Source organism: Pectobacterium betavasculorum (assembly GCF_000749845.1).
GTDB lineage: Bacteria > Pseudomonadota > Gammaproteobacteria > Enterobacterales > Enterobacteriaceae > Pectobacterium > Pectobacterium betavasculorum.
Window position 1 is genome coordinate 1 of record NZ_JQHM01000068.1, and the last position, 429, is coordinate 429.

1 protein-coding gene is annotated in these 429 nt (G+C 56.9%); it reads left to right on the forward strand.

Going from position 1 to position 429, the window contains the following annotated elements; genetic code table 11:
* The coding region (locus tag KP22_RS21130) for an Ig-like domain-containing protein (RefSeq protein WP_039326414.1) at nucleotides 1-429 on the forward strand (429 nt) is incomplete at both ends.

Consider the following 429-nt stretch of genomic DNA (forward strand, 5'->3'; position numbering starts at 1 on the left):
TGAACGTGCCGGGAACTGTGCTGGCCGCCAATGGTGATGTGAGTGCGACTGTTACCACCCGAGATCCGGCTGGCAACATCACCACCGCCAATACCAGCCACGCTTACGGTGTGGATACCGTTGCGCCGGTGGCTTCTATCTCTATTGATGATGTCACCAGCGATAACGTGATTAACGCCAGTGAGTCCGGTCAGACGATTGCGGTGACCGGTCAGGTTGGTAATGACGTCAACGCGGGCGATGCGGTTACCGTTAAAGTCGGTAACGAGACCTATCAGACTACGGTGAATACCGATGGCAAGACCTGGAGCGTGAACGTGCCGGGAACTGTGCTGGCCGCCAATGGTGATGTGAGTGCGACTGTTACCACCCGAGATCCGGCTGGCAACATCACCACCGCCAATACCAGCCACGCTTACGGTGTGGATA